The organism is Ruegeria sp. BB9 (assembly GCF_056539345.1).
The window spans coordinates 269,890-294,239 of record NZ_JBQFUU010000004.1; the positions used below are offsets into that span (position 1 = coordinate 269,890).

Here is a 24,350-nt window from a genome sequence, read left to right on the forward strand (position 1 = left end):
AGACAACAATGGAAATCCGAAAGATTTCGGGCGCACTCTCGGTGTCGCCACAGGTAACGCTTGCCGATATCCCGGCGATCAAGGCCGCGGGCTTCCGCGCCATCATCTGCAATCGCCCCGACGGTGAAGGGTCCGACCAACCGACATTCGGGGAAATCGAGGCCGCTGCAGAAAAGCTTGGCATCGAAGCCCGGTACGTTCCCGTCCAGACTGGCCTGGTTCGGGATGAGGACGCGCAGGCCTTCGGTCAAGCCCTGACCGAACTGCCAGGTCCGATCCTGGCCTATTGCCGGACGGGCACGCGCTCGGCCACGCTTTGGTCGCTGCACGAGGCCGCGCAGGGCCGAGCCTTGCCTGACATCCTGACCTCAACCAAGGCTGCCGGATATGACATGAGCGGCGTGGCCCGCCGCATCGCCAATGGCGGCAAAACGCCCACCGACACCGGCGACGCGTCCTTTGACGTGGTGATTGTGGGCGGCGGGGCAGGGGGCATCGCCACCGCTGCCAGCCTGCATGCGCGCAAATCCGACCTGTCGATCGCCATCATCGACCCGTCGGACGTGCACTATTATCAACCCGGCTGGACCCTAGTGGGCGGCGGCGTGTTCACCCCGGAACAGACGGCCAAGACCATGGGCGCGCTGATCCCGCGCGGGGTCAAATGGATCAAGGCCGCCGTGGCCGCGTTCGAGCCACAGAACAACGCTGTCATTCTGGATGGTTGCCGGGTGGTCAAATACGACCGTCTGGTGGTGACCCCTGGGCTCAAGCTGGACTGGGGCGCGGTCGAAGGGCTCGAGGAAACTCTGGGCCGCAACGGGGTGACCTCGAACTATCGCTATGATCTGGCGCCTTATACTTGGCAGCTGGTCGAGGGTCTGAAAGCGGGCCGGGCGCTGTTCACCCAGCCGCCGATGCCGATCAAATGTGCCGGCGCGCCGCAAAAGGCGATGTACCTGTCGGGCGATGCGTGGGTCCGGCGCGGAGTTCTCCAGGACATCGACATCCAGTTCATGAACGCGGGCGGGGTGCTGTTCGGGGTCAAGGACTATGTCCCGGCGCTGATGGACTACGTCAAGAAATACGACGCCGCGCTGAATTTCTTCCACAATCTGGTGGCGGTGGACGGAACGGCGAAGACCGCCACGTTCAAGGTGGCCAAGCCCGACGAGCAGCCCGAGCAGGTGACGGTCGAGTTCGACATGATGCATGTCTGCCCGCCGCAGGTGGCGCCAGACTTCATCCGGGTGTCGCCGCTGGCGGATGCGGCAGGTTGGGTCGATGTGGATCAGACGACGCTGCGCCACAAGAGCTTCGACAACATCTGGTCGCTGGGCGACGTGATGAACGCGCCGAACGCGAAAACCGCGGCGGCGGCGCGTAAGCAGGCGCCAGTGGTGGCCGACAACATCGTGGCCGATATCCAAGGCCGCGCCCCGGTGGCGGCCTATGACGGCTATGGCTCGTGCCCGTTGACGGTGGAGCGCGGCAAGATCGTGCTGGCCGAGTTCGGCTATGGCGGCGTCCTGAAGCCCAGCTTCCCGAAACTCCTGATCGACGGGACCAAACCCAGCCGCGCGGCCTGGTTCCTGAAGGAAAAGCTGCTACCGCCGGTCTATTGGTCAGCGATGCTGAAGGGCAAGGAATGGATGGCCAAGCCCGAGCCGCTGAAGGTGGCGGCCGAATAGGTCGCTAGGGCTTCTTGCCCTGCGCCATCCAACACCCGCCCTGCGCCCTCTTGAACGTGGAACCGATGCACAACCTGTTGCGATACTTGCCAATTCTGGATTGGGGCCGCCGGTACGACCGGGAGGCGCTGTCGAACGACCTGATCGCGGCGGTGATCGTGACGATCATGCTGATCCCGCAATCGCTGGCTTATGCGCTGCTGGCGGGGCTGCCGCCCGAGGCGGGGATCTATGCCTCGATCGTGCCGATCATCCTCTATGCGATCTTCGGCACCAGCCGGGCGCTGGCGGTGGGTCCGGTGGCGGTGGTGTCGCTGCTGACGGCAAGCGCGGTGGGGCAGGTGGCTGAACAGGGCACCGCCGGATATGCGGTGGCGGCGCTGACACTGGCCTTTCTGTCGGGCGGGTTCCTGGTGTTGCTGGGTGTGTTCCGGCTGGGCTTTCTGGCCAACTTCCTGTCTCATCCGGTGATCGCGGGTTTCATCACCGCCTCGGGCATTCTGATCGCCACCAGCCAGTTGAAACACATCCTGGGGGTCAGCGCGCATGGCCATACCCTGCCCGAGATGCTGGGCTCTATCTTGGCGCATCTGGACCAGACCAGCGGGATTACGGTGGTGATCGGCGCACTGGCCACGGCCTTCCTGTTCTGGGTGCGCAAGAACCTCAAACCCGCGCTGCGGCGCATGGGCGTACCGCCGCTTTTGGCCGATTTGCTGACCAAGGCCGGGCCTGTGGTGGCGGTAGTGGCAACCACGATGGCGGTCTGGGCCTTCGGGCTGGACGCGCGCGGCGTCAAGATCGTGGGCGAGGTGCCCCAAAGCCTGCCTCCGCTGACCCTGCCGGGGCTGTCCTCGGACCTGATCGGCGCGCTGCTGGTGCCCGCCATCCTGATCTCGATCATCGGCTTCGTCGAAAGCATCTCGGTCGCGCAGACGCTGGCGGCCAAGAAACGTCAGCGCGTCGATCCCGACCAGGAACTGATCGGCCTGGGCGCGGCCAATCTGGGCGCCGCCTTCACCGGGGGCTTTCCGGTCACCGGCGGATTCTCGCGCTCGGTGGTGAACTTCGACGCGGGCGCCGAGACCCCGGCGGCCGGTGCCTTCACCGCCGTTGGGCTGGCGGTTGCCGCACTCTTCCTGACCCCGCTTGTCTATTTCTTGCCCAAGGCGACGCTGGCCGCGACGATCATCGTGGCGGTGCTTAGCCTGGTGGATTTTTCAATCCTCAAAAAGACCTGGGGCTATTCACGGGCCGATTTCACCGCCGTCGCCGCTACAATCGTCCTGACCCTGATGGCCGGCGTCGAAGCGGGTGTTGCCAGCGGCGTGGCAATCTCGATCCTTCTGCATCTTTACAAGACTTCACGTCCACATGTGGCCGAACTGGGGCTGGTGCCGGGCACTCAACACTTCCGCAACATCCTGCGCCACAAGGTCCAGACCGACCCCACGCTGGTCACGCTGCGGGTGGATGAAAGCCTGTACTTCGTGAATGCCCGCTTCCTCGAGGACCTGATCCAGTCGCGCGTGACCGAGGGCTGCGAGATCCGCAACGTGGTGCTGATGTTCTCGGCGGTGAACGAGGTCGACTTCTCGGCGCTCGAAAGCCTTGAGGCGATCAACCACCGCCTGCGCGACATGGGTGTCGGGCTGCACCTGAGCGAGGTCAAAGGCCCGGTCATGGACCGTCTGAAGCAGTCGCATTTCCTCGACGAACTGAACGGGCAGGTGTTCCTGTCGCAATATGACGCTTGGCAAAGACTGACCGCGCCTGACCGGATCACGTGGGCCGCGGAATGAGTTCTGATCCCTGAGCCGCGTAATCATGATTATGTAAATTTTACTCCTCACGCTTGATTGACGAATTGCAACCACGCATGATCCGTCAATGGGGTTCACGGTCAAAACATGGCTGAACGATCTTGGTCTGGGCCAATACGCAGAGACCTTTGCGGAGAATGACGTTGATGCACGCGTATTGCCTCTGCTGACCAATGACGATCTCCGAGAGCTTGGAGTCAGCCTCGGGCATCGCAAGGTCATTCTGGCTGCCGCCCGCGTCCTGTCTGATGAACACGCGCCCGAGCAACCCACATCTGACATCGCAGCGGCCGCAGCCGAAATACGGCCCGACACGGATGGGCAACCGTCGCGCGCTCCGGCCGAGCGGCGCCATCTGACGGTCTTTTTTGCCGACCTCGTCGGCTCGACCGAATTGACCAACCGGATCGACCCCGAAGACATGCGGATCCTGTTGCAGAGATACCAGGATTCCGTCGCAGGTGCTGTCAGCCGGTATGGAGGATATGTCGCAAAATACCTTGGCGACGGGCTGCTGGTCTTTTTCGGGTGGCCCCGCGCCTATGAGGATCACGCCATTCGGGCCGTCAAAGCCGGTCTCGAAGCCGTGCGAAGGGTCCGGCAGATGACGACGCCCGACGGAACCCCGCTCGCCGTCCGCATCGGCATCGCCAGCGGTGACGTGGTTGTCGGTGACGCGATCGGTGAAAACTCGTTCGAAGAAGGCGCCATGACCGGGCCGGTGTTGAACTTGGCCGCCAGGTTGCAGGAAAAAGCCCCGGCAAACGCCGTCGTCATGCCCCATGCAGACCTGACAGGGTCGTTGGATGGCGTGTTCGAGGTTTCATCCTTGGGCCGCGTGCCTCTGAAAGGCTTCGATGCCGCGCACGACCTGGTTCAGGTCATGGCTGAACGCAACGCCGAAAGCCGGTTCCACGCGGTTCGCGGGGATGGTGCCCACGGATTCCTGATCGGCCGTAGTTTTGAAAAGGGCATCCTTCTGCAATCCTGGAAACACGCGCAGGACGGCAAAGGCGAGGTGGTCCTGCTGTCAGGTGAAGCGGGAATCGGCAAGTCGCGCCTGATCGAGGAGTTTCTGCAGGACGAAAGCGTGGTCCATCAGGCCGACATCATCAGACTGAACTGCTCACCCTACCTGACCAGCAGTCCGTTTCACCCGGTTGCCGAACGGATCTCGCAGGATGCGGGCGTCGACCCGGATTTTGACGACGACAGGGTGCAGGAGAGTGTTCACGACATGCTGGCCCAACGGCAGGGACTGGATCTGGACCTAGTTCTTCCTGCCTTCGCCGCCTTGGTCGCCCCGCGAAGCACCTTGGCCCAGCAGGTCCTGCAACTGTCGCCCCAGGAACAGCGAGACCTGACGATCCAAGCGCTGATCACCACGGTAAAGGCCCGGGCCGTCCAACGTCCGGTCATCCTGTTTGTCGAGGACGCCCATTGGATCGACGCCTCGACCCACGCGCTGCTGGACCGTTTCAAAGCGTTGTGCGTCGACCTTCCCCTTCTGATCGTGATCACGCATCGCCCCGGCTGGGAAATGCAGAAGACCGAAGGGGACAGCCATGTCCAAACCCTGCATCTGGGGCGGCTTGATGCCGAGCAGGTCGCCCATCTGGTGCAACGTGTCTCGGGCCGCGATCCGGATCCGGAATTGGTCGACCTGATTGTCGACAAAACCGACGGCGTGCCCCTTTTTGTCGAGGAACTGACCCGCGCGATACACGAAACCGGCGGGGTAGGTGTGAACGTGCCCTCGTCCCTCAGCGGAGCATTGATGGCCCGGTTGGACGCCGTATCGCCCGACGCCAAGCAAACGGCTCTTGCCGCGTCCGTTATCGGTCGCGAGTTCGAACCGGCTCTGCTTGCCGCGTCGATGCCGGAAGCCCCGGCAGAGCTCGACACTTGTCTGGCTGAGCTATGTCGTGCTGGTCTGGTCTTTGAAAGCGGACACCACAAAGGGCACTATGTATTCCGCCATGCGTTGATAAGGGACACCGCCTATCAGTCCATGCTCAGTAGCACGCGCAAGGCCCAACACGCCAATGTCGCCCGCGCGCTGATGCAGTTGCGGTCGGCCGAGATTGAACGGCGCCCCGAGTTGGCCGCCCGGCACCTGACCGAGGCCGAAGACTGGGCTGCCGCCTATGACCGATGGCGCGCTGCGACGGAAATGGCCCTGTCACGGTCGGCCAGCCAGGAGGCCCTGGCCAATGCGACGGAAACCCTGAAAGCCGCGCAAAAACTCGGCGACGAAAAAAGCCCTCAGACGATCGTTGGAAACCTGCTGCTTGGGCGCAGCTATGACAGCGCAGGCAGGTTGCCGGAAGGAATCGCCAAACTGAAGGAAGCTTCGGACGCGGCCCGGCACTCAGGCCGGACGGACCTTGCTGCCGACGCGGCACATCACTTCGCCGATTCATGCATGATGGCCGGTCAACGGCACGGCCAGGCGATCAGCCTTTGCCTTGAGGCATTAGACAACCTGCCGCCAACAGATGAAGTTCGGCGGTGTCGTCTGATGGCCCAGATCGCCCGCGCCTACATGTTCATCGGCGACTTTTCCGAGGGCGCCAAATATGGCCAGCTATGCATGGAACTGGCCGCCCGGCTGGGGGATCACAAATCCCAGTTCGCCGTCATGATGACCCGCTTCGGCGCTCCCTTCGTGGCGCGACAGGGCGAAGATCGGCGGAACTGGCGCAAGAACCTCGAATCCATGCACGAAGTTGCGGAAAAGCTTGGAAACATCGATCAGGGTCGCGACCGTACCCTGAGCCTGTTTGTCGGTGCCGAAATGGCGGACCGCCAGTTGGTCGACACCTCGTTGAAACTGCTGACCGAGATTTCGGACAAGGACAACCACCGACAGCTGTATTGGGTCCAGATCCACGCCCGTGCAATGGTGGCCATCCTGAATGGTGATTTCGAACGCGCCGAGACCTATGCAGACGAAGCGGTCAAAATTGGGCGTCAGACACACGGCGCCCATGTCGAGGGTGTCTACGGCGTTCAGATGTTCACCATCCGGCGCGAGCAGGCCCGGCTGCATGAGGTGGCCCCTGTGATCAAACGGCTCATGTCCGACAGCCCCGGCGAAACCAGCTGGAAACCCGGATTCGGCCTGATAGCCGCCGAACTGGGGTTTCGCGAGCCCGCCGAGCGAATTCTCAATGAGATCGCGGACACCGGTTTTGACCTGCCTCAGGACGCGATGTACTCGACCACCCTGTCCTATCTGGCGGATATCTGCGTGGCAGTCGAGAACACGCACCATGCCCAAACGCTGATCGACAAGCTGCTGCCCTATAGGGACCTGACGATCACGGCCGGCGCGACAACCGTCTGCACCGGATCCGCGGCCCGGCGGCTGGGAGCTCTGTCCGCCGTGTTGGGTGATTGGGACACCGCCGACGAGCTGTTCGAAACCGCGATCCAAGTGGACACAGCGATGGCCGCTCCGCCGTGGATCGCCCACAGCCAAGCCGCGCGCGCCTGGGCTCTTCGCCGTCGCGGTCGCGCTCAGGATCTGCGCTCGGCCCTGTCGCTTGAGGCCGAAGCGTTGGCAACTGCCCGGGAATTGGGTATGGTTTCCCTTAGGTCAAAACTTGAAGGATCCGCGTCTTAGACTCCGAGCACATGCGCAGGGGGGTGCATAATGCCAAGGTACATCATCGAACGGAACTTCGCCGAACAGCTTGAGCTTGGCGACGATGACAAGGTAAAGATCAAGGAAATCAACGACGAAGAAGGGATCGAGTGGATTTTCTCGTTCCTGAGCGCGGACAAGCGAAAAACCTATTGCCTGTACGAGGCGCCGGACGCGGAAAGCCTGCGCAAGGCGGCCAAGCGTCTGAACATTCCGGCTGACGTCATCACACCAGTTGATCGGATCGATCCCGGCATCTTCGCCTGAAACGACCCAATTTGCATTGAGCGCCCTTCGCTCGAATGGGGCGCGCGACCCATTGCCCGAGGCAGCACCGCAGGAAACCTGTCCACCTGATCTGGAGGACTGATCATGTTTGACCTGATAACACTGAACGGCAGCACCAAAACCGTGGACCAAGACGGGCTGGACGCTTTGGACGCGTCGCTGCGTGGATCCGTCTTTCTTCCCGGCAGCCCGGAATACGATGAAGCCCGGACGACCTGGAACAGCATCGTCGACCGCAAACCCGGCTTTGTGATACGGGCGTTAGGGGCCAGCGATGTGCAGAAGGCCGTCAATTTCGTGCGCGAGGCGGGGCTGATCATGTCCGTCCGCTCAGGCGGGCACCAGATTGCAGGGCATGCGGTGGCCGATGATGCGGTGATGCTGGACCTGTCGCAGATGAAATCGGTGCATGTCGACCCGAAGGCCCGCACCGCGCGTGTCGCGCCGGGCGCGGTACTGGGTGACGTGGACCGCGAAACGCAGGCGCACGGGTTGGTGGTTCCGACGGGCATCAACTCGACCACCGGGATCGCCGGGCTGACACTGGGTGGCGGCTTTGGCTGGACGACGCGCAAGTTCGGTATGACCATCGACAACCTGATCTCGGCCGAGGTGGTGCTGGCCGATGGTTCAATCGTGACCGCATCGGAAAACAGCCACCCGGACCTGTTCTGGGCCATTCGCGGCGGTGGCGGCAATTTCGGCGTGGTTACCTCGTTCGAGTTCCGCCTGCATCCGCTGGGGCCGCAGGTGCTGTCCGGCCTTGTGGTGCATCCGATCGAGCAGGGCCCCGCCCTGCTGCCCGAATACGCACGGATCGCTGACACTGCGCCTGACGAGCTGACGGTCTGGACGGTGATGCGCAAGGCCCCTCCCCTGCCCTTCCTTCCCGAGAAATGGCACGGGCGCGAGGTGCTGATCTTTGCCGCCTGCTATGCAGGTCCCATCGAAAACGGCGAAGCCGCGATGGAGCCGCTGCGCGCCCTCGGAGACCCGATCGTGGACGTGATCTCGCCGCACGCGTTCGTCGACTGGCAGGCCGCTTTTGACCCGCTGCTGACCCCCGGCGCGCGGAACTATTGGAAAAGTCACGATTTTGATGCCCTGCCCACGGATGCAATCGCAGGGCTTCTGGACAGTATCTCGACCCTTCCGGACCCGTCCTGCGAAGTGTTCATTGCCCATGTCGGCGGTGCGATGGCCCGGGTCGAGGCTGCGGCTACGGCCTATCCCCAACGCTCGGCCCATTTCATCATGAACGTGCACACCCGTTGGGAAGATCCGGCCAAGGATGACACCTGCATCGCCTGGGCGCGTGCGCTCTATGACCGCATGTCGCCGCATGCAACCGGCAGCGCTTATGTCAATTTCATGCCAGCGGACGAGGCCACCGCCCTGTCATCGGCCTATGGTGCGAACGCGGCCCAATTGTCCCGGATCAAAGGCCGGTACGATCCCGGCAACCTGTTCCGAGTGAACCACAACATTCCACCCGCGTGACGACTTGAACTTCTTGCGGTGTCTGGCATAGACCGCGACCAACTGGACAGGGTCGGCGGGCAACACTACCGTGGGCCCGACATTCCCAACAGGAGACCCAGACTCATGTCCAAGATGCTTTCGATCGCGGCCGCAACCCTTGCGTTCACCGCAACTTCGGCCCTTGCGGACGGGCATTGCGCCGCGGGCAAGACCCTGACAGAGGGCAAGTTCACCGTGGCCACCGGAAACCCGGCCTATTACCCGTGGGTGATGGACGACGCGCCCGAATCCGGCCAGGGCTTCGAAGCCGCCGTCGCCTATGCCGTGGCCGAAGAGATGGGCTTTGCCGCGGATGACGTGGTCTGGGCCCGATCATCCTTTGACGAGGCGATCCAGCCCGGCGCCAAGAATTTCGACGTGAACATCCAGCAATACTCGATCACGCCCGAGCGCGATCAGGTCGTCGATTTTTCGGCCCCCTACTACACCGCGCCGATGGCCGTTCTGGTCAGCGCAAACGCCGTTGACACCCCGCCCACGCTCGAGGCGCTGAAGGGCCTGCAATGGGGCGCGGTCGGGTCGACCACCGCCGTGCCGAAACTGGCCAGCGTGATCCAGCCGGATGCCGATCCGCTGCTCTATGGCGACAATGCCGACGTAAATGCCGCAATGACCGCCAACCAGATCGACGCCGCGCTGTTCGACCTGCCCACCGCCCTGTTCCTGAGCGCGGTGATGATCGAAGGGTCCAAGGTGATCGGCCAGTTCCCTGCCGATCAAGGCGACAACCCCGATCAGTTCGGCATGCTGATGGAGGAAGGCAACCCGCTGAAATCCTGCGTGGATGCCGCCATCGCCGCGCTGACCGAAAGCGGCAAGCTGGCCGAGATCGAAGCTAAATGGCTGCAGGACACGACGGGCGTTCCGCTGATCAAGTGACATGACACAGAACAGAACGGCGGGCCCGACCCGCCGCGAACTTTTTGAGGCGCAGCAGCGGTGGCGGTCGATCCGGATCGCCGCGACCAGCACCGTTCTGGTCGTCGTGGCGCTGATCGTGCTGGTGCCGCTGGCGCCGGGCTGGGCCAAGGTCCAGCAGAGCTTTTTCAACGGCGAGGTTCTGGTCAAGACCTTCCCGAAGCTGCTTGAAGCCTTCAAGATCAACGTGATGATCTTTGCCTGGTCGGCGCCCGCGATCGCGGTGCTGGGGCTGCTGATCGCGCTGGCCCGCGACACAAAATCACCCGCGCTGTTCCCGTTGCGCATCTTCGGCGCGGCCTTCACCGACATCTTCCGTGGCGTGCCTGTGATCCTGACCGTCTATCTGATCGGTTTCGGCATTCCCGGGCTGGGCCTGACCCGGCCATGGAACTCGCCCTATATCTGGGGATCGCTGGCGCTGATCCTGACCTATTCGGCCTATGTGGCCGAGATTTTCCGCTCGGGCATCGACAGCGTCCATCACAGCCAGCGCGCCGCCGCCCTGTCGCTGGGCCTGACCGAAGGCCAGGTGATGCGCGACGTGGTGCTGCCGCAGGCCGTCCGCAACGTCGTGCCCTCGCAGATGAACATGCTGATCGCGCTGCAAAAGGACGTGTCGCTTCTCAGTTTCATCGGCCCGGTCGAGATCTTCCGCCAGGCCGGCGTGTTCAAATCGCTGCTGGCCAATTTCACGCCCTATGTGGGCGCGGCGATCATCTTCCTGATCGTGACCATCCCGGCGACGCGCTATGCCGACCACCTGATGGCCCGACAAATGCGAGAGCGGCGCTGATGGCGAAACTGAACCTGCGCAACGTCATCAAACGCTTTGGCGACCGCACCGTCTGCGACGGCATCGACCTGACCGTGGACGAGGGGCAGATGGTCTGCCTGATCGGCGCTTCGGGGGCGGGAAAATCCACCGTTCTGCGCTGCATCAACCTGCTCGAGCCGATCGAGGATGGTGAGATCCTGCTGGACGGGGTCGACATCTCGGTGCCGGGTCTGGATCCGCAATCGGTGCGCGCGCGCATCGGCATCGTGTTCCAGAGCTTCAACCTGTTCCCGCACATGACCGCGCTGGACAACGTGATGCTGGCGCCGCGCCGCGTGCGCGGCCGCACGCGCGCTGAACTGCTGCCCCAGATCGAAGAGATGTTCGAACGCTTCGGGCTGGCCGACCGGATGCACAACTATCCCGACCAGCTGTCAGGCGGACAGCAGCAGCGCGTCGCCATCGCGCGGGCATTGGCCATGCAGCCCGAGGTGATGCTGTTCGACGAGATCACCTCGGCCCTGGACCCGCAACTGGTGGGCGAGGTTCTGGACGTTCTGCTGATGCTCAAGCAGCAGGGCATGACGATGGTGATGGCCACGCACGAAATGGGCTTTGCCCGGCAGGCCGCAGACAAGGTGTGTTTCCTGCAGAACGGCCGCATCGTCGAGGAAGGCCCGCCCGAGCAGCTGTTCGACCACCCGCAGCAGGACGCCACACGGCAATTCCTCGCGCGCGCGCTCAAGTAAACGCCGGCGCGCCGGTTCGACAACTGAATATTGCACGGGCCAGACGCGGACTTCGTGCTAGACTCCATCGCATTGCCATATGCTGCTGGAGGTTCGGAATGCGTCTTTCATCCCTGTCTGCCGTGAGCGTTGCTGCCGGTCTGACCTTCGGCAACATGGCTTTTGCCCAACAGGTCGCGGACACGATCTATACCGGTGGTCCGATTCTGACGATCGATGACGCCCGGCCCACGGTACAGGCGGTCGCGGTCAGGGATGGGCGGATCATCGCAATAGGTGAACTGGCCGAGATGCGCAGTCATCAGGGCGACGATACGACGATCTTTGACCTGGACGGGCGCGCAATGCTGCCCGGCTTTGTCGACAGCCACGGCCACGTGGTCATGGGCGGTTTGCAAGCCCTGTCGGCGAACCTGCTGGCCCCACCGGATGGCAAGGTCACCGACATTGCCAGCCTGCAGGCGGCGTTGTCCGCGTGGGCCGAGGCCAATAGCGACACGGTCGAAACGATGGGGATGATGATCGGCTTTGGCTATGACAACGCGCAACTGGCCGAGCTGCGCCACCCCACCCGTTCCGAACTGGACGCGGTATCGCGCGACGTTCCGATCATGATCATCCACCAATCGGGCCATCTGGGGGTGGGCAATTCCAAGGCGCTTGAACTGGCCGGGATCACCGCAGAAACCGAGAACCCGCCCGGAGGCGTGATCCGAAGAGACGAAGCTGGCGAGCCGAACGGCGTGCTGGAGGAATACGCATTCTTCGGCGCCTTGGTGCCTCTGCTTGGCAATGTCGGCGAAGACGGGCTGCAGACTTTCGCGCGCGCCGGCAGCCGGATGTGGGCGCGCTTTGGCTACACCACCGCGCAAGAGGGGCGCTCCTCGGGCGCGGTGGTTCAGGCCCTGCGCCGGGTGGCCGCAGACGGCGACCTTCCGATCGACGTCGTGGCCTTTCCCGACGTTCTGGAATCGCGCGATTTCATCGCGTCGGACGCCTCGCGCACCTATGCCGACCGGGTGCGAGTCGGCGGGTGCAAGCTGACAATCGACGGTTCGCCGCAAGGATTTACTGCGCTGCGGGATCGGCCCTACTACGATCCGGTCGGGGATTACCCGCCCGGCTATGCCGGATACGCCGCCATCACGCGCGAACAGTTGCAGGATGCGGTGAACTGGTGTTTCGAGAACGATCTCCAGATCCTGACCCATTCCAATGGCGAGGGGGCCACGGATATGTTGATCGCCGCCATCGACGAGGCGCGTTTGACCTATGGCGATCCGGGCAACCGGCCGGTTCTGGTGCACGGTCAGTTCCTGCGCGAGGATCAGGTGGCCAGCCTCAAACGATTGGGCGTGTTCCCGTCGCTGTTTCCGATGCACACCTTCTACTGGGGCGATTGGCACCGCGACCACACGGTCGGGCCGGTCAATGCCGACAACATCTCGCCAACCGGCTGGGTGACCGAACGCGGCATGATGTTCGGCACCCACCACGACGCGCCCGTGGCGTTTCCCGACAGCATGCGGGTTCTGGCCGCAACGGTCACCCGGCGCACCCGGTCGGGCGACATCCTTGGCCCGCACCAGCGGGTCGACGTGATGACGGCGCTCAAGGCCATGACGATCTGGCCGGCATGGCAGCATTTCGAGGAAGATCAGAAGGGCTCGATCGAGGTGGGCAAGCTGGCCGATTTCGTGATCCTCTCGGATGACCCGACCGCGGTCGACCCCGAAACGCTGGCCCAGCTGCGGGTGCTGACCACCATCAAAGAGGATGCGGTGATCTTCGACGCCGATACGGCGGTCAAGGAGGGGCGACTAGACCGACGCCCCCTTGCTCCGGACCCGGTGACGGCACATCTGCTGCTGCATGCGCTGTATCAGGGCATGGATGTCGAACGGCCTTGGCTGGCGAACTTCACGCGACCCTCGACCGAATGAATCGACTTTCCGAGGTGGGGCAATAGAGATACCGTCGCCACATGGTGCTGTTTCTGAGCCTTTTTGCGGCAATCGCCGGTCTGGTGGTCTGGTATTTCTGGTCGAAGTCCAGGGCCAAGGCCGCGCTGCTGCTAACACCGCTGAGCGATGAGGAGCGGCGAACCATCCATGCGATGGTGCCGATCCTCGAGCGGTTGCCTGCCAAGTTGCGCGCCACTTTGGAAGGCAAGATCAACCTGTTCCTGAATCAGGTCGGTTTCATCGGCTGCGACGGGCTGGAGGTCACGGACGAGATGCGTCTGTCGATCGCCGCACAAGCTTGCCTTTTGGTCGTCAACTCGGACCAATGGTACGACAATCTGACGACGGTACTGATCTATCCCAATGCCTTCAAGTCCCGCCAACAGCGGCACAGCGGCTATGTCGTGACCGAACAGGAGATCATCCGTACCGGCGAAAGCTGGGATCGGGGGCCGGTGATCCTGTCTTGGGCGCACAGCCAACAGGGCGCGGCAAACGATCATGACGGGCACAACGTCGTGTTTCATGAATTCGCGCATCAGCTGGATGATCTGTCCGGCGGCACCAACGGCGTGCCAGTTCTGGCCAGAGATCAAAGCTATGCCGAGTGGGAACGTGTTTTTCTGGCCGCGTATGACGCGCATCTGCACGCGGTCGAGACAGGCCGGCGCACGGTGATCGACCCCTATGGCGCCACCGGACACGAAGAGTTCTTTGCCGTCACGGTCGAGCTGTTCTTCGAACGCCCCGAGGCCCTCAGGGATACCGCGCCCGAATTCTACGGGCAGCTGTCCAAATACTTCCGGCTGGATCCAATCAAATGGCCGAAACCATCGTGATCCGTGATCAGAAATCCAGACCCAGATCGACTGTGCGATAGGAATGGGTCAGAGCCCCGGACGAGATATAATCGACCCCGGTGGCCGCGATCGCTGCGACCGTCCCCACGGTGACATTGCCTGACGCCTCGGTCACAAGACGTCCGTCCACCATCGCCACGGCCTCGGCCAGCATGTCGGGCGTCATGTTGTCCAGCAACACGACATCGGCGCCGCCGGTTTCCAGAACCTCGGCCAGCTGGTCCAGCCGGTCCACTTCGATCTCAACCTTGGTCATGTGCGACGCACGCGCCTTGACCGCCCTCAGCGCCGCGCGCACTCCGCCGGCGGCGGCGATGTGGTTGTCCTTGATCAGGATCGCATCCGACAGCGAATGGCGGTGATTGAACCCGCCGCCATGCAGTACGGCCAGTTTCTCGACGATGCGCAGGCCCGGGGTGGTCTTGCGGGTGCAGGTGATGCGCGCCGTGGTCCCGGCGGTCTGCGCCACCAGTTTGGCGGTCAGGGTCGCCACCCCGGTCAGACGACCGGCAAAGTTAAGCGCCACGCGTTCCCCCGACAGGATCGAAGCCGCGCTGCCGGTGATCTCCATCAGGGTCTGGCCCTTGGTGCAACGGTCCCCGTCGGCCACAAGCGGCTTGATCTTCAACGTCGGGTCCACCAGCCGGAACGCCAAGGCCGCCACCTGCATGCCCGACACCACCGCATCCTCACGCGCGTTCAGCCGCGCGGCATAGGTCACGCCCGCCGGGATTACGGTGCGGGTGGTGATGTCGCCGCAGGTGCCCAGATCCTCGGTCAGCGCGGCGCGGACCATCGGCTCGAGGATCAGGTCGGGGACAGTGGCATGATGCATGTTGCCGTTTCCTTTAAGATTTTCGACCGCAGCGCCACGGCCTCGTCCAGTGTCAGATCAGACCGCCGCCCCGGCCCCGTGGCCGTATCAGGACAATCGGATCGGTAGTGCGCACCGCGGCTTTCGGTGCGCATCAGCGCAGCCGCCGCGATCAGCGTGGCGGTTGCGGTCATGTTACGGAATAGGTGCGACTGGCCGTGCAGCGACTCCAACACGGCAATCCGACCCAAGGCGCGGCGCAGCCCGTCCGCGTCGCGCACCACGCCCACACCATCGGTCATGACCTGACGCAGTTCGGCCACGGCTAGGGGGTCGGGCTCGGTGCCGCCCGATGGCAGGCCCAGCCGCACCTCGGGCGCGTCGACCACCGTCAGAGTACCGGCAATGTCACGGGCGCAGGCGCGGGCAAAGACCAGCGCCTCGAGCAGACCGTTCGAGGCCAGCCGGTTCGCCCCGTGCAACCCGGTCGAGGCCGCCTCGCCACAGGCCCAGAGCTCGGTCAGAGAGCTGCGGCCGTTCAGGTCGGTGGCCACGCCGCCCATGTGGTAATGCGCCGCCGCGGTCACCGGGATCGGTTGGGTCACGGGGTCGACACCGTTGCGCAGGCAGGCCTCGGTCACCGCCGGAAACTGACTGCGGATCGCCGCGCCGATCGCCGCGCGGGTATCCAGCGCGGGCCGGTTGCCGGCCTTGGTTTCCAGATAGACGGCGCGCGCCACGACATCGCGCGGGGCCAGCTCGGCATCGGGGTGGATGCCTTGCATGAACCGTTCGCCATGGCGGTTGATCAGTATTGCGCCCTCGCCACGCAAAGCCTCGGTAGCCAGAGGCATCGGGTCCTCGCCCACGTCGATCGCGGTGGGGTGAAACTGGATGAACTCGGCATCGGCGATCCGGGCCCCAGCCCGTGCGGCCATGCCGATCCCCTGCCCGCGGATCCGTGCCGGGTTGGTGGTGCGAGCATAGAGCCCTGCCGACCCGCCCGTGGCCAGTACATGCGCCGCCCCACGCAGTAGCACCGGTTCGGCCCCTGGCGCATCGGTCGGCGCCAGGTACACGCCCGAGACCTTGGCCCCGTCGCTTTCCAGCCCCACCGCCAGCGCCCCTTCGATCACCTGGACCGAAGCACGCCGCCTTAGCTCGGCTATCAGGGCGCGCATGATCTCGGCACCGGCTTGGTCGCCCTTGACGCGCACCACACGGGCCACCGAATGGGCCGCTTCCTGCGATTGGATGAACCCGCCATCGGCGTCCCGGTCGAACCCGGTGCCCAGATCAGACAGGTCCAGAATGTGATCCCGCGCCGCGCGGGTGACGAACTCGGCCACCTCCTGCAGGACGGACCCTGCACCGGCGCGCATCGTGTCGCGGGCATGGGCTTCGGGGCTGTCGGACGGGTCCATCGCCGCCGCCACCCCTCCCTGCGCCCAGGCCGAACTGGCACCCGAGCCCAGCGGCTCGGGCGAGATCATCACCATCGGGTGCGGGTCGAGCTTGAGCGCGGTATAGACCGCCGCCAGCCCACCGCCGATGATGACCACCCGAGGGGTCGAGACCGTCTGCATCGCCCCGATCAAATTCCCTTCTTGCGCGACAGGTCGATCATCCGCTGCACGGAAAGGCGCGCTTTTTCCGCCACGTCGGGGTCAACCTCGACCTGCCCGGTCATGGTGTCCAGCGCGTACAACACCTTTTCCAGCGTGATCTTTTTCATGTAGGGGCACATGTTGCAGGGGCCGACGAAATCGACCTGCGGCAGCGCATCTGCGATGTTCGACGCCATCGAACACTCGGTGATCAGCATCGCCTTTTCGGGCTGTTCGTCGGTGACATATTTGACGATGCCGCTGGTCGAACCCGAGAAATCGGCCTCGGCCACAACATCGGGCGGGCATTCGGGATGCGCAATCAGGCGGGTGCCCGGGTTCCATTCGCGGAACTCACGCAGGTCCTGCGCCGTGTATTGTTCGTGCACGATGCACGAGCCTTCCCACCAGACCACGTTCTTCTGCGGCACGTCGCGGGCCACGTTCTGCGCCAGGTACTGGTCGGGGGTCATGATGACCGTGTCGCTGTCCATCGCCGCCACGATCTGCGCCGCGTTGGACGAGGTGCAGCAGATGTCGGATGCCGCCTTCACCTCGGCCGTGGTGTTCACATAGGACACGACCGGCGCGCCGGGATAGCGGCGGCGCATCTCGGCGATGCCCTCGGCGGTGATCGACTCGGCCAGCGAACAGCCAGCCTCCATGTCAGGCATCAGAACCGTCTTTTTGGGGCTGAGGATCTTTGAGGTCTCGGCCATGAAATGCACGCCGCATTGCACGATCACCTCGGCCTCGACCTCGGTCGCCTTGATGGCCAGCTGCAGGCTGTCGCCGACGAAATCGGAAATGCCGTGATAGATCTCGGGCGTCATGTAGTTGTGGCCCAGGATCACCGCGTTGCGTTCGGCTTTCAGATCGTTGATCGCCTTGACATAGGGCGCGTAGATCGCCCAATCCGCTGGCGTGACGACACGCGACATGCGGTCGTAGATATCGCTCATGCTGGCGGCCAGCTCGGGCGACGGGGTCAGGTCGAATTTCTCGGAAAGATGCGCGCGCTGCGCGGGGAGGTCAAACACTGGACTGGTTTTCCGCCTGTTGAATAGGTGGCCTCGTTCTTATGGGGTTTCCAAACCGTTTTCCACAGTCGAACCGCGAAAAAACGCCCCGAAATTCATCGGGACGTTGGCCACGTGACCAAATATCGCGGACAGGCCGGAGTCACCCGGCGTCAGGCACTTCAACCGCGCACCAGACACAGTCATGATCCGAGAGCGGCTTGGCGTCAGCGGTCAGCGACGAAAGCAGACCCCGGTCGCGGCAGATCAGCCCCTTGCCGGCGAACCAGTCCAGCTTCATCACCCGGTCCGGGTGCGGCGTGATCAGGCTGGGCCGGGTGGTGTGGCCTTCGGTCGTGAACTCCCAGGAAAAGCCGCGCTGCTCCGCCAAAGCAAACAGGGTTTCCCGGCGCCAGTCGAAATCCGGTGGCAGGTGGTTGCCGGTATTCAGATCGCCACCGATCAGCACCGGCACCCCGGGCGCAAACTCATCGAGCGCATCCAGCAGAAGCTGAAACTGCGCATGGCGATGCGCGGCCGCGGCGTTGCTTTCCAGATGGGTGGAGACCACGCATACAGGCCCGTTCTCGGTCGCGACTTCTGCTGCAATCGCCATTCGGCCACCCAGCCGCGGTTGTTGCGGATCCGACGCCCCGGACTCGGCCGCAAACCAGTGGCCATGGTCGTCAAGACGGATCATGGCCACGCGTTTGAACGGAACCGAGGACAGAATCGCGTTCCCATGCCACCCGAGGGTGTTGAAATCATCCTTGCAAAAGGCGCGCTCGGTCGGACCGCCCAGATCCAGTTCGTGGAACTCGACCCCAAAAGCGTAGGCCATACCCAGCTTGTCGGCCATTTCTGCCGTCGTGTGACGTTGACCGGTACGGGACATACCATGGTCCACCTCGGACAGCAGAACGATGTCCGGGGTCACAGCCGCCAAGTGGGCTGCACTTTCTTCGGGGAACAGGCAGCGTTCCACATTCCAAGCTGCAGCCGAGAAACGCGCGCCCAAAACGTCCCGGGTTGCGTTTCCGCCCAGTTGCACCGCGTTCATCGCCGGTGTCTGCGCCATCAGGGCGCGGTGCGCCTTTGCCGTTCGCGGCGCCGCCAATATGCGGTTTCGGACATCATCCGAGACCGGCGGCAAAGACGACACGATCTCCGTGATCACAGGGCTTTTCCGGTTTCCGGATGGAACAGGCTTATCGCGTCAGGCTTGAGTGAGATCCGCGTTTCTCCGGGCGCAGCTTCGACATCCTTGCCCACGTGGATCGTGAACTCCTGATCGGCCAGACGCCCGTGCAGCAGGCGGTGCGCGCCAAGCTCTTCGATGATTTCGACGTGAAAGGCGATCGAGCCCTCCGCCCCGATCAGAACATCTTCGGGCCGCACACCTACAGTCACCGCGCCAGACCCTTCGGCCGTGGCAAGCACCGTATCGCCGTTGATCATCACGCGGCCGCCCTCCAGACGTGCGCCGATCAGGTTCATCGGCGGAGCGCCCATGAAGCTGGCCACGAAGGTCGAGGCCGGGCGGTGATAGATCTCGGCCGGGGTGCCGATCTGTTCGATCCGGCCCGCGTTCATCACGATGATGCGGTCAGCCATGGTCATCGCCTCGACCTGGTCATGGGTGACGTAGATCGAGGTCACGCCCAGACGCCTCTGCAACGCCTTGATCTCGATGCGCATCTGGTTGCGCAGCTTGGCATCGAGGTTCGAAAGCGGCTCGTCGAACAGGAACAGCGCCGGATCGCGCACGATGGCCCGCCCCATGGCGACCCGCTGGCGCTGACCGCCCGACAGCTGCGAGGGCTTCCGATCCAGAAACTCGTTCAGGTTCAGCATCGAAGCGGCTTCGGCCACCTTGCGGTCGATTTCGTCCTTGGGCGTCTTTCGATTTTTCAGACCATAGGCGATGTTCTTGCGCACGGTCATATGCGGGTACAGCGCATAGTTCTGGAACACCATGGCGATGTCGCGATCGGCCGGGTCAACGTCATTCATGACGCGGCCATTGATCGTCAATTCGCCTTCGGTGATTTCTTCCAACCCGGCCACCATGCGCAGCAGTGTGGACTTGCCGCAGCCCGACGGGCCGACAAGAACCACGAATTCGCCGTCACCGATGTCGAAACTGGACGGGGTCAGCGCCTCGGCGCCGTTGGGATAGATTTTTCGGATGTTCTTCAGGGATACCTGAGCCATTGATTCTGCCTTACTTGTCGGATTCCGTCAGGCCCTTGACGAACCAGCTTTGGAAAAAGATGACGACCATGACCGGGGGGATGATGGCGATGATCGCCAGCAAGTTGGCCCGGCCGTATTCGGGAATGCGGTTGCCCTCCAGCACCTGCGTGATCTGCTTGATCCCGCGCACCAGGGTGAACATGTCCTCTTCGGTGGTGATCATGGTGGGCCACAGATACTGGTTCCACCCGAACACGAACATGATGATGAACATCGCCGCAATCATCGTACGCGACAGCGGCACCAGGATGTCGATGAAGAATTTCACCGGGCCGGCGCCATCGATACGCGCGGCCTCGACCAGTTCTTCGGGGACCGAGCGGAAGAATTGCCGGAAGAAGAACGTGGCCGTGGCCGAGGCGATCAGCGGGATGATGAGGCCCTGATAGGTGTTCAGCATCCCTAGTTTCTGCACCACTTCGTACGAAGGCAGAATGCGCACCTCGAGCGGCAGCAACAACGTGGTGAAGATCACCCAGAAAGCCAGCGTGGCGAAGCGCAGCCGGAAATACACGATCGCATAGGCCGCCATCATGCCGATGATGATCTTGCCGAGGGCAAAACCGATGCCCAGGATGAACGAGTTCTTGAGCATGTTCATGCCCGTGTTCTGGCCGGAAAATCCCGAGGCCTCGAACATTGCCTTCTGGAAGTTGGGGGCAAGTTGGTCCCCGATCGTCAGGCTGGGTCCGGTCTTGATAACCTCGACATCCGGAACGGTCGTCATTTGGAAGATCATCAGCAGCGGCAGCATCATGAACAACGAGCCGACGATCAGGATCGTGTGATCAAGGATCGTGGACAGTCGGATGCCGCGCTTTCGCGTTTGGGTGGGTGAAGTGGCGGACGCCATCGCAGGGGTATGTGCTTCGGTCATTGTCTGCCCTCCTTACGTGTAGTGGATGCGGCGTTCGACCAGCCGGAACTGGAACACCGTCAGGGCCAGAACCAGCACCATCAGAACAACCGACTGCGCCGAGCTGCCACCCAGATCGTTGCCTCGGAAGCCGTCCACGTAAACCTTGTAGACCAGCGTCATCGGGTTGTTGCCCGGCTCACCCTTCACCATCGTGTCGATCACACCGAAAGTATCAAACAATGCGTAGGTGATATTGATGATCAGCAGGAAAAACCCGGTCGGCGCCAAAAGGGGGAAAGTCACGTCCCAGAACCGGCCCGTGGATGAGCGGTTGTCGATCAGAGCCGCCTCACGCACCGATCGCGGAATCGATTGCAGGCCAGACAGAAAGAAGATGAAGTTCACCGGAACCTGTTTCCAGACCGAAACGATAACCATCGCCGTGGCGGTGTCATTGAAATTCACGCCCAGTTTGAAATCCCACCCGATCGAACGCGCCAGTTCGGTCAATGGTCCCCAGCTCTGGTTGAACAGGATCAGGCCGATGAAACCCGCCACCGGCGGCGCCACAGCATAGACCCACATCAGCAGCGTGCGATAGGTCTTGGCGCCGCGCAGCACATTGTCGGCCTTCACCGCCAGCAACAACGCAATCGACAGCGAAAAGAAGGTCACCAGAACGGTGAAGATCACCGTGAACCAGGCAATGCTGAGGTATTCGGAATTCCCGGCAAGGTCGCTGTAGTTGTCCAGCCCGACGAAGGTCGACCCAAACCCGAACGGATCCTGTAGGAAGAACGAAGACTGCACCGCGTGAGCGGCAGGCCAGTAGAAAAAGACCGCGATGATCAACAGCTGCGGCAACAGCAGTAGAACCGGCAGCCAGCGAGTGGAAAAACCAGCGCGTTTCATGAAAACTCCGAAAAAGGGAGGACGGTCGCACTTCTGCGACCGCCCGTTTCTTGGCGAGTGGGATCAGCCCTGGGTTTTTGCGAAACGTTCGAGCAGACCGTTGGCTTCGTCCTCGATTGCCTTGAAGGCGTCCTCGACCGAGGTTTCACCGGTCAAGATCCGGCCATATTCGCGGTTCATCACGTCGCGGATCTGGACGTAAAAGCCCATGCGATAACCCTTGGTGTTCTCACCCGCAGGCAGCGACAGCTGCTTGATGCCGACCTCGGCCGCCGGAGCACGGTCATAGTGACCATCGCCCTTCGCCATTTCATAGGCGGCGGTGGTGATCGGAACATAGCCGGTCTCGCGGTGCCACATGTACTGGGTTTCGGGCTTGGTCAGGAACTCGAAGAACGCCGCGGTCGCTTTGTTTTCCTCGTCGCTCTTGCCGGCCATCGCGAACAGGGCCGCGCCACCGATGAAGGTCTGCTTGGGTTCTTTGGTCACAGCTTCCCAATAGGGCAGGAAGGTGGCCGAAAACTCAAACGGCAGGTCCTTCTTGGACAGGCCGCCGAACGAACCGGACGAACCCAGCCAGATGGCAACCTTGCCTTCTTCGAACGGGGTCTGGTTGTCGCTCCAGCCGGTGCCGTACCATTCGAAGAACCCGTTGTCTTTCCAGTCTTTGACGGCGCTGAAATGTGCCTTGATCGCGTCGTTGTTGACAAGAATCTTGGTGCCGTCAGCGCCTTCATAGCCGTTGTCGTTGGTGGCAAACGGCAGGTCGTGGCGCGAATGGAAGTTCTCGGTGAAGATCCAGGGCAGATGCGACTGCGACAGGCCGATATAGCCGGCCTCTTTCAGCGCCGGGGCCGTCACGGTCTGGAACTCTTCCCAGGTTTTCGGCGGCGTCACACCCGCTTTTTCCAGCGCATCGACGTTGTAATACATGATGGGCGAGGACGAGTTGAACGGCATCCCGATCATCTTGCCGTCGCTGTCGGCATAGAAGTAGCGAACGCCCGAGATATAGTCCTCGATGTCGAACGCAACGCCGTTCTGTTCCAGCAGGTCCTGAACCGGAACAGTCGCGCCCTTGGCGCCAATCACGGTGGCGGCGCCGGCGTCGAATACCTGCAGGACGTTGGGCTGTTCACCCGCACGGAATGCGGCGATGCCGGCAGTCAGAGTCTCTTCATACGTACCCTTGAAAACCGGCGTGATCTTGTAGTCGTCCTGGGACGCGTTGAAATCCTCGGCAATCTGGTTGACGGTGTCACCCAGGGCTCCTCCCATGGCGTGCCACCACGTAATCTCGACTTCGGCCGAGACCGTATTCGCCATCATCGCGAACGCGGCAGCAGCAGCACATGTTTTGACGTTTATCATGTAGTTCCTCCGATTCATGTTGCGCCCCTACGGGCGGGCCAAAGCCCTGGAAACTATGGGGTATTTTCCCCGATGACATATTTCACATCCAGAAAAAGGCTGACACCTTTCGCAAAATGTGCACACGTGTTCACTAGCTTCCAACCGTGACAGTTTGATGAAAGATTCGATTCATTGCAAGAATGTTGAAACCCTCTGAAAAGGCGAAACGCCAACCGCATGTGTAGCGATAGAAACAAGGACGCAAAACGCCCCCGGCGCGCAACGGCCCAGACCGTTGCGGACCTTGCGGGCGTCTCGCGTTCAGCTGTTTCGCGCGCTTTCACGCCCGGAGCCTACGTCGATTCCGAGAAGCGTCGACGTATCCTGAAGATCGCGGCCGATACAGGGTATCAACCGAATGCACTGGCGGCTGGCCTCAAGGCCGGGCAATCAAATTTGGTCGCCGTCTTCGTCGGCAACATGCGCAGCCCCTACGACTCGGCCTTTGTCGGTGAACTGGCCCAAGCCCTGAGCGGGTTGAAGAAATGGCCCATTCTGATCGACCGAACCGGCGCCAACACGGATCAGGCGCTGCGAGAGCTGCTGCGCTATCCGTTGGACGCATTGATTCTGCGCGGCGGCAGCATGTCCGAAGAAATCGTGGACAGATGTGCGCGCTTCGGCATCCCGATGATCTCGTCAGGCCGTCCTGTTCAAGGGCCCCGTGTCGACAATGTCTGCTGCCGCAATGCCGATGGCATGACCATGATCACCGACTTGCTGATCAGCCGGGGACGGCGCCGGTTCGGGTTTCTCAGCGGGCCCGAGGAGTTCTACTCGTCTTCGCGGCGGCGCGCCGGGGTCCTCCAGGCGCTGGATCGGGCGGGGCTTGACCTCGTGGCCGAACACCCGACTGATTACTCGGTCGACAGCGGATACGGCGCCGCGCGCAGCCTGCTGTCCCGCGCCTCTCTGGATGCGCTTGTCTGCGCCAATGACGCCACGGCGATCGGGGCGCTATCGGCTGCGCGCGATCTGTCTCTGAACGTTCCCGGCGATTTGGCGATTGTTGGTTTCGACGACATCGCCATGGCGAAATGGCCGACATTCCGCCTGACGACAGTCCGGAACCCCATCGACGCAGCCGTTGACGCGATCATTGCTTTGCTGGAGCGTAGGCTGGTCGATCCCGGCCGTCCCGAAGAGAGTATCTTTTTGGACCCCAGCGTCATCGAACGCGAGACACATTGAACAGCCGCGTCAATCGA

19 protein-coding genes are annotated in these 24,350 nt (G+C 62.7%); 11 read left to right on the forward strand and 8 right to left on the reverse strand.

The annotated features are described in order from the left end of the window. Positions 1–8 precede the first annotated feature (8 nt). From ACR0FC_RS15095 to ACR0FC_RS15140, 10 genes are all read left to right on the forward strand, one after another. Positions 9–1,691: a bifunctional protein tyrosine phosphatase family protein/NAD(P)/FAD-dependent oxidoreductase gene (locus ACR0FC_RS15095; RefSeq protein WP_170341596.1), complete on the forward strand. Its 1,683-nt coding sequence runs from the start codon at positions 9–11 to the stop codon at positions 1,689–1,691. Positions 1,692–1,756: 65 nt separating this feature from the next. Then, positions 1,757–3,493 (forward strand): SulP family inorganic anion transporter, encoded by a 1,737-nt coding sequence (locus tag ACR0FC_RS15100; protein ID WP_170341597.1) that lies wholly within the window; start codon positions 1,757–1,759, stop codon positions 3,491–3,493. Between the two features lie 88 nt (positions 3,494–3,581). Further along, positions 3,582–7,142, forward strand: a complete 3,561-nt coding sequence (locus tag ACR0FC_RS15105; RefSeq protein WP_170341599.1) for an AAA family ATPase — start codon at positions 3,582–3,584, stop codon at positions 7,140–7,142. Between the two features lie 30 nt (positions 7,143–7,172). Next, complete coding sequence (locus ACR0FC_RS15110; protein ID WP_093963294.1) at positions 7,173–7,430, forward strand: DUF4242 domain-containing protein; 258 nt, start codon at positions 7,173–7,175, stop codon at positions 7,428–7,430. A 105-nt stretch (positions 7,431–7,535) separates the two neighbouring features. Further along, the gene (locus ACR0FC_RS15115; RefSeq protein ID WP_170341600.1) at positions 7,536–8,951 is read left to right on the forward strand and encodes an FAD-binding oxidoreductase; all 1,416 of its coding nucleotides are present in this window, start codon (positions 7,536–7,538) and stop codon (positions 8,949–8,951) included. Between the two features lie 105 nt (positions 8,952–9,056). Further along, positions 9,057–9,872, forward strand: coding sequence for an ABC transporter substrate-binding protein (locus tag ACR0FC_RS15120; RefSeq protein WP_170341601.1), 816 nt, complete (start codon positions 9,057–9,059; stop codon positions 9,870–9,872). 1 nt (position 9,873) lies between these two features. Then, positions 9,874–10,707 (forward strand): amino acid ABC transporter permease, encoded by an 834-nt coding sequence (locus tag ACR0FC_RS15125; protein ID WP_170341603.1) that lies wholly within the window; start codon positions 9,874–9,876, stop codon positions 10,705–10,707. After that, positions 10,707–11,438 carry an amino acid ABC transporter ATP-binding protein gene (locus tag ACR0FC_RS15130; RefSeq protein WP_170341604.1) on the forward strand — a complete coding sequence of 244 codons (732 nt, stop codon included), beginning with the start codon at positions 10,707–10,709 and terminating at the stop codon, positions 11,436–11,438. Before ACR0FC_RS15125 ends, ACR0FC_RS15130 begins: the two co-directional genes overlap by 1 nt. Positions 11,439–11,536: 98 nt before the next feature. Continuing rightward, positions 11,537–13,381 carry an amidohydrolase gene (locus ACR0FC_RS15135; RefSeq protein WP_170341605.1) on the forward strand — a complete coding sequence of 615 codons (1,845 nt, stop codon included), beginning with the start codon at positions 11,537–11,539 and terminating at the stop codon, positions 13,379–13,381. 41 nt (positions 13,382–13,422) lie between these two features. After that, positions 13,423–14,241, forward strand: a complete 819-nt coding sequence (locus ACR0FC_RS15140) for a M90 family metallopeptidase (protein WP_170341607.1) — start codon at positions 13,423–13,425, stop codon at positions 14,239–14,241. A 7-nt stretch (positions 14,242–14,248) separates the two neighbouring features. Here ACR0FC_RS15140 and nadC read toward each other — a convergent pair whose 3' ends face one another. The 8 genes from nadC to ACR0FC_RS15180 form a co-directional block, all read right to left on the reverse strand. Then, positions 14,249–15,097, reverse strand: coding sequence for a carboxylating nicotinate-nucleotide diphosphorylase (nadC, locus tag ACR0FC_RS15145; RefSeq protein ID WP_170341608.1), 849 nt, complete (start codon positions 15,095–15,097; stop codon positions 14,249–14,251). After that, the gene (locus ACR0FC_RS15150) at positions 15,070–16,662 is read right to left on the reverse strand and encodes an L-aspartate oxidase (protein ID WP_170341610.1); all 1,593 of its coding nucleotides are present in this window, start codon (positions 16,660–16,662) and stop codon (positions 15,070–15,072) included. Before ACR0FC_RS15150 ends, nadC begins: the two co-directional genes overlap by 28 nt. Positions 16,663–16,670: 8 nt before the next feature. Then, positions 16,671–17,723, reverse strand: coding sequence for a quinolinate synthase NadA (nadA, locus tag ACR0FC_RS15155; RefSeq protein ID WP_170341611.1), 1,053 nt, complete (start codon positions 17,721–17,723; stop codon positions 16,671–16,673). Between the two features lie 142 nt (positions 17,724–17,865). Next, positions 17,866–18,876, reverse strand: a complete 1,011-nt coding sequence (locus ACR0FC_RS15160; RefSeq protein WP_170341992.1) for an endonuclease/exonuclease/phosphatase family protein — start codon at positions 18,874–18,876, stop codon at positions 17,866–17,868. Continuing rightward, positions 18,876–19,916: an ABC transporter ATP-binding protein gene (locus tag ACR0FC_RS15165; RefSeq protein ID WP_170341612.1), complete on the reverse strand. Its 1,041-nt coding sequence runs from the start codon at positions 19,914–19,916 to the stop codon at positions 18,876–18,878. Before ACR0FC_RS15165 ends, ACR0FC_RS15160 begins: the two co-directional genes overlap by 1 nt. A gap of 10 nt (positions 19,917–19,926) precedes the next feature. After that, positions 19,927–20,811, reverse strand: a complete 885-nt coding sequence (locus tag ACR0FC_RS15170; protein ID WP_093963283.1) for an ABC transporter permease subunit — start codon at positions 20,809–20,811, stop codon at positions 19,927–19,929. Between the two features lie 36 nt (positions 20,812–20,847). Continuing rightward, positions 20,848–21,729, reverse strand: a complete 882-nt coding sequence (locus tag ACR0FC_RS15175) for an ABC transporter permease subunit (RefSeq protein ID WP_093963282.1) — start codon at positions 21,727–21,729, stop codon at positions 20,848–20,850. Between the two features lie 63 nt (positions 21,730–21,792). After that, entirely contained in the window at positions 21,793–23,100 is a 1,308-nt protein-coding gene (locus tag ACR0FC_RS15180) for an extracellular solute-binding protein (protein ID WP_437342520.1), read from the reverse strand. Positions 23,101–23,319: 219 nt separating this feature from the next. Here ACR0FC_RS15180 and ACR0FC_RS15185 point away from each other — a divergent pair, with 219 nt between their 5' ends. After that, positions 23,320–24,333: a LacI family DNA-binding transcriptional regulator gene (locus ACR0FC_RS15185; protein ID WP_093963281.1), complete on the forward strand. Its 1,014-nt coding sequence runs from the start codon at positions 23,320–23,322 to the stop codon at positions 24,331–24,333. Positions 24,334–24,350: the final 17 nt, after the last annotated feature.